4 protein-coding genes are annotated in these 5,110 nt (G+C 57.3%); 2 read left to right on the top strand and 2 right to left on the bottom strand.

All coding sequences use genetic code 11. From position 1 onward, the window contains the following. Positions 1-423: 423 nt before the first annotated feature. On the bottom strand, positions 424-1,884 hold the full coding sequence (locus EN879_RS23700; RefSeq protein WP_063169351.1) for an aldehyde dehydrogenase family protein: 1,461 nt from the start codon (positions 1,882-1,884) through the stop codon (positions 424-426). A 225-nt stretch (positions 1,885-2,109) separates the two neighbouring features. After that, complete coding sequence (ectB, locus tag EN879_RS23695; RefSeq protein ID WP_063169350.1) at positions 2,110-3,426, bottom strand: diaminobutyrate--2-oxoglutarate transaminase; 1,317 nt, start codon at positions 3,424-3,426, stop codon at positions 2,110-2,112. A gap of 621 nt (positions 3,427-4,047) precedes the next feature. On the opposite strand from ectB, the gene EN879_RS23690 reads away from it, so the two are divergent. Both EN879_RS23690 and EN879_RS23685 read left to right on the top strand, forming a co-directional pair. After that, complete coding sequence (locus EN879_RS23690) at positions 4,048-4,512, top strand: Lrp/AsnC family transcriptional regulator (RefSeq protein ID WP_063169349.1); 465 nt, start codon at positions 4,048-4,050, stop codon at positions 4,510-4,512. A 475-nt stretch (positions 4,513-4,987) separates the two neighbouring features. Next, positions 4,988-5,110, top strand: a 123-nt coding sequence (locus tag EN879_RS23685; protein WP_127274279.1) for an FAD-dependent oxidoreductase, incomplete at its 3' end; no start/stop codon positions are given.

Here is a 5,110-nt window from a genome sequence, read left to right as displayed (position 1 = left end):
CCCACAATCTCGCCGTTCTGGCTGAAGAGGTCGACCATCCAAATTTCGCGATTCACCAACTGAATAAACCGCTCCTTGAGTTCTGAAACCGTCATCGGGGTTTCGATGCTTCTCGGCCTCGATCAACTCGCGGTTCAACATTGCCAACTTGTCGAAATCTTCGGCGGCAGCTCTGCGAATCTCAATTGTCTCTGAAGCACTGTGATCCTCTCCTGACCCATGCGACCCACGCAGCGGGCTAGGCAATGCGCTCCTACATGTCCGTGGTGGGTAAAGCCCGTCCGCAGCCAAAAATCCTATGATTAGAGTTGTTCTCGATGACCTCCGATACGGATTCTCTCGCCGGGCTTATTTCGATTTGGTCGAGGTCATTGAATCCTGCATCGCCCGACAGCCGCGCCGTCGGTAGGGATCAGCAAGCGTTCAATTTCCAGATGGTGGCTGCGAGAGGCGGATACCAACGTTTCTCGTCTGAACGTAGCCGTCCAGCGCTTCCTGACCCTTCTCCCTGCCGTAGCCGGACTGGTTTATCCCACCGAACGGTGTTTCCACCCCGCCCACATACCACCCATTCACGTACACTTGACCGGCCCAAAGGCGGTCGGCGGTCCAGAGGGCCCGGTCAATATCCCGCGTGAACACGCCCGCTGCCAGACCGTGAACGGTGTCGTTCGCGAGATTGACGGCCATTCCCGGATTATCGAACGTGGTAACGGCAAGAACAGGACCGAATACTTCTTGCTGGAAGAGATTGCTGTCTCGCGCGACATCGGCAAACACCGTGGCCGCCATAAAGTAACCGCTCCGCTCCGAAAGCGCAGTCCCGCCGGTTACGAGTCGCGCGCCCTGCGAGAGGGCCGTCTGGCAGGCCCGCTCAACTCCTTGTCGTTGGTTTCGGGAGATCAACGGGGTGATGTCGCAGTTTTCGCGTCCTGGACCGACCGACAGTCCTTCGACGCAGACCCTCACTCTTTCCACCAGTTTGTCTGCAATAGAACGTTCCACAATAAGACGTGTAAGGTTGTTGCAATTCTGGCCTGCATTCAGAAAGGTCCCGACGCGTACCGCTTCCACAACGCAGTCGAGGTCGGCATCGGAATACACAACTGCAGCCGACTTTCCGCCCAGTTCCATTATGCAGGGCACGATCCGATCCGCTGCCGTCTTGAGCACCGTCCGCCCAGTAGTAATCGAGCCCGTGAAGACGATGTGGCGAACGTCGGGATGTTCGATCAGCGCCTGGCCTGCCGTTTGGCCGTATCCAGTGAGCACGTTGACCGCTCCGGCAGGCAGCCCCGCTGTCTCACAGGCACGCGCAAGTTCAACTCCGGAAAGGGGAGCTAGTTCCGGCGACTTCACCACGACTGAGTTGCCGGTTGCGATGGCGCAGGCCAGCGAGCGGGCCGTCAGTTCAAGTGGACCATTCCACGGAACGATCTGGGCGGACACGCCGAAGGGACTTCTGACTGTGTAGTTGACCAGGTTGGCCCCGCGCGGGATCGAGCGCCCTTCAAGTTTGTCGGCCAAGCCACCATAGTATCGCAGGTATCTGATGGCGGTCTGAACCTCGCCATCGGCAAGTTCCAATGCCTTCCCCGTCTCCGCGCAGTTAATGGCTGCGATCTCGTCGAAACGCGCTTCAAGGGCGTCGGCAACGCGAAACAACATGCGACCGCGATCATACGGATGCATGTCTATCAGCACGCGGTCGCGAAAAACGCGGTGAGCAGCAGTAACGGCAAGCTCGATGTCTTGGGGTCCTGCTTCAGCTACGACAGCAATCGTTTCGGCGCTCGCCGGGTCATCGACCTCGATGCGTGTGCCGGACACAGAATCCCGCCACTCGCCATCGATATAATTTTTGACTACGTCGTTGCTGGCCATCCAGTCCTCTTTCTTATCGCTCGATTTTCTTCGAATTGGCGCAGCGACAGTGGTCGGCGCCGCAGGAAGAACGGCAACCGTGGTATCGGTCCGGCAGTGAAAGCCCTAGTCTGCCGTTCAGCCGCTCCGAGTTCGCCCACTGCCACATGCCACGGAACGGCCTTCCCGTTCCGTGACTGCGAGCGGCCCGATTTTGGACCTGCTAGTGGCCCGGTGCTTTGTCGGCTAGCGAGCCGCGCCTCCACCGTCGAGGGTAGTCGCTACTGCGCCAATGCTGTCGCGAATGATGGACAGACCACGCCGAAGGTCAGCCTCGGCGATGGTGAGGGCAGTCATGAACTTAAGCACCTCACCGTATGAGCCGGCGATCTCGATCACCAAGCCCCGACGAAAAGCCTCCTGGGAGACCAGACCTGGCAAGGAGTGGTGCTTCGGTGAAACGAGTCCGTACATCAGACCGCGGCCTCGCACGCTCAGGCCGAGGGTGGGGAATTCCTCGGTAATCGCGTTGAGTTCTTGGACCAAGATCGCAGACTTGCGAGCGATCTCATCCTCGAACTTGGAGTCGGACCAGTAAGCTTCGAGGGCCGCACGAGCAGTGACGAAAGCATAGTTGTTGCCTCTGAAGGTCCCGGTGTGTGCGCCCGGGGCCCAGACATCAAGTTCAGGCTTGATGAGAATAAGGGCCATTGGGGTTCCGATCGCCGACAAAGATTTGGACAGGGTAACGATGTCCGGCACAATTGCAGCCGCTTCGAAACTGAAGAAACTGCCCGCGCGACCGACCCCGGCCTGGATGTCATCGAGGATCATCAAGATTCCGTGCCGCGACGTTAGCTCGCGCAGCCGTTGCAGCCAAGTAACGCTCGCAGCATTGATGCCGCCTTCACCTTGGATCCCTTCCAGGATCACCGCGGCAGGTTTGTCGAGGCCACTGTTGGGGTCATTGAGAAGCTTTTCGAAGTAATCGATTGTGTCAACTGACGCCCCCAGGTAGCCTTCGTATGGCAACGATGTCACATGGGCGAGGGGAAACCCGGCAGCGGCCCGGTGCTCCTTGTTTCCCATCGCTGCCAATGCTCCAGCGCTTTCCCCATGGAACGAGTTGGTAAACGAGACGATGTTCGATCTCCCGGTCACCTGGCGAGCCAGTTTTAGACTCGCTTCGACCGCGTTCGTACCTGTGGGGCCGGGAAACTGTAATTTGTATGTCAGACCACGAGGCTTGAGAATGTATCGCTCGAAAGCTTCGATGAAGGCTTTCTTGGCCGTCGTGGCAAGGTCCAGCCCATGCACAATTCCGTCGCGCTCGATATAATCCAGCAGCGCCTTCTTGATGACGGGGTTGTTGTGCCCATAATTCAAAACGCCTGCACCGGCGAAAAAGTCGAGATATTCCCGACCGTCTGCAGCGATGAGAGTGGTCCCGACTCCGCGATCGAATAGGGCGGGGAAGGCGCGGACGTAGCTGCGCACCTCAGACTCCAGGCGATTGAAAACCGCGAGACCTGCATCCATTTCAGGTGCGAATTGCTTGCTCATAGGCGAACTCCTCAATCTGAAGCCTGCAAAGCCAGGCCTCTTCTGCTTTATGAAGTGGCGTGTAGGTGCCGTTGTGAGACAATAGCGCGCTACATTGGGCGCCTTGCGCAAATTCTGAGCGGCGGGATGCAGTAATTATGCGAAATTGCCGGCAGGTTGCATAAGGCCGGCGGTTTGTGTGGCTGCGGTGACGATTTTTCCCAACCACCTCAAGACGGCTGCATTTGATGCAGCAACCGGGGCAGGCGAACCTAGCGCTCGATTCCCTATACACAGATGAGACTCTTGGCAGCGTGAGCCAACGAATGGAAGCCGAAGCGCGGAAATAGAGGTCCCCCCTATCATCATCGTCCAGTCGGCTTAGCGTTTAAGTTCCGAGACGTTTCCTCGGCCGAACTGGGCGCAAGGCCTCGGCTTTTGACCGTCGGCTGCCATTGTCAGTTGGGCGATGGTGGACAGCACTCTTCGGCCAATGGCTATAACTGACGTCGAGGACGATAGCCGACTTTGGTCCCATGCCTGGCCTGATCGTTTGGGCTTCCGTCTGCGCGGGGTTGAGGCTACAGTCGAGTGCATATCGCAGTTTTTCTGCGCAAATTGCAGCTATTCCGGAGAATGACCATGGAATTGGATCGGATAGATCTGAAAATCTTAAGCGCTGTTCAGCGCAACAATCGCCAAACAACGGAAGAATTGGGCCAACTGGCCGGTATATCGCCCACGGCCTGTCAGCGGCGATTGAAGCAGTTGCGACAAATTGGCGTAATTGAGGCTGATGTTGCAATCGTGTCGCCTGAGGCGGTGGGCAGGTCCCTGATGATGCTGGTCTTGGTCGACATTGAGCGCTATCGTTCCGACGTCATCGATCGCTTCAAGCAGTCTCTACAGAAGGCGCCTGAAGTAATGAGCGCGTATGCGGTCACCGGTAACGCCGATTTCGTTCTCCTTCTCTCCGTGCGTGACTTGGCAGAGTACGACGCATTCTCGAGGCGTTTCTTCTTTGATAGCCCGGCTGTTAGAAATTACAGCACGATGATTGTGATGGATCGCACGAAGGTAACCTTGGCGGTGCCAATCGATGTATAGAACGCGCAATCTTACGCGCATTCAACAACTGGTTGATCCGATTCACCGATGACTGGCGCAAGGGTCAGCCGCCTTGCCCGCCGGCCATGATTGGGACGGGAGTTTTCGTACCGCTAAAGCGGCGATGGAGCGCAAGGCGAAGCATCATTCTGCTCCTTACAACGGCCTCGTCAGCGCGATGCTGCAAAAGCACTTCTGGACCTACCGGGCTGCATTCTGATGTATCTCGCGATAGGTTTGTCCCCTTCAGTCGCGATGCGCTTTGTCCACTTAAGTCACGACGCTCCGGCATCGCCTTCAGCCCTGATGGACTGCTGGCAAGGTCATGTTTAAACGTTCCGCCCCGTTGGGAGGCCGCCATAATGCGAATCTCTTAAGAATGCGCTGATTTCCTGCGTCCTGCAAGATAATTGCGCGTTTTTGCTTGCTCGCCGTCTGCTAGATTTTTGCCCGACTCAGACATTTGCGAGTTTGCGTGGTTTTCGATTATATCGTCGTGGGTGGTGGCTCCTCTGGATGCGTGATGGCGAGCAGGCTCTCCGCCTATGGCGCTCGCGTGCTGCTCATTGAAGCTGGCCCTGATACGCCGCCGAATGCC

This window comes from Mesorhizobium sp. M7A.F.Ca.AU.002.02.1.1 (genome assembly GCF_003998535.1).
Classification (GTDB): Bacteria; Pseudomonadota; Alphaproteobacteria; order Rhizobiales; family Rhizobiaceae; genus Mesorhizobium; species Mesorhizobium ciceri.
This window is presented reverse-complemented; position numbering and strand designations above follow the sequence as displayed.

Excerpts from the sequence above, each read along its gene's own strand:
- EN879_RS23700 (WP_063169351.1), bottom strand. The coding sequence starts at position 1,884 with ATGGCCAGCAACGACGTAGTCAAAAATTATATCGATGGCGAGTGGCGG.
- ectB (WP_063169350.1), bottom strand. The coding sequence starts at position 3,426 with ATGAGCAAGCAATTCGCACCTGAAATGGATGCAGGTCTCGCGGTTTTC.
- EN879_RS23690 (WP_063169349.1), top strand. The coding sequence starts at position 4,048 with ATGGAATTGGATCGGATAGATCTGAAAATCTTAAGCGCTGTTCAGCGC.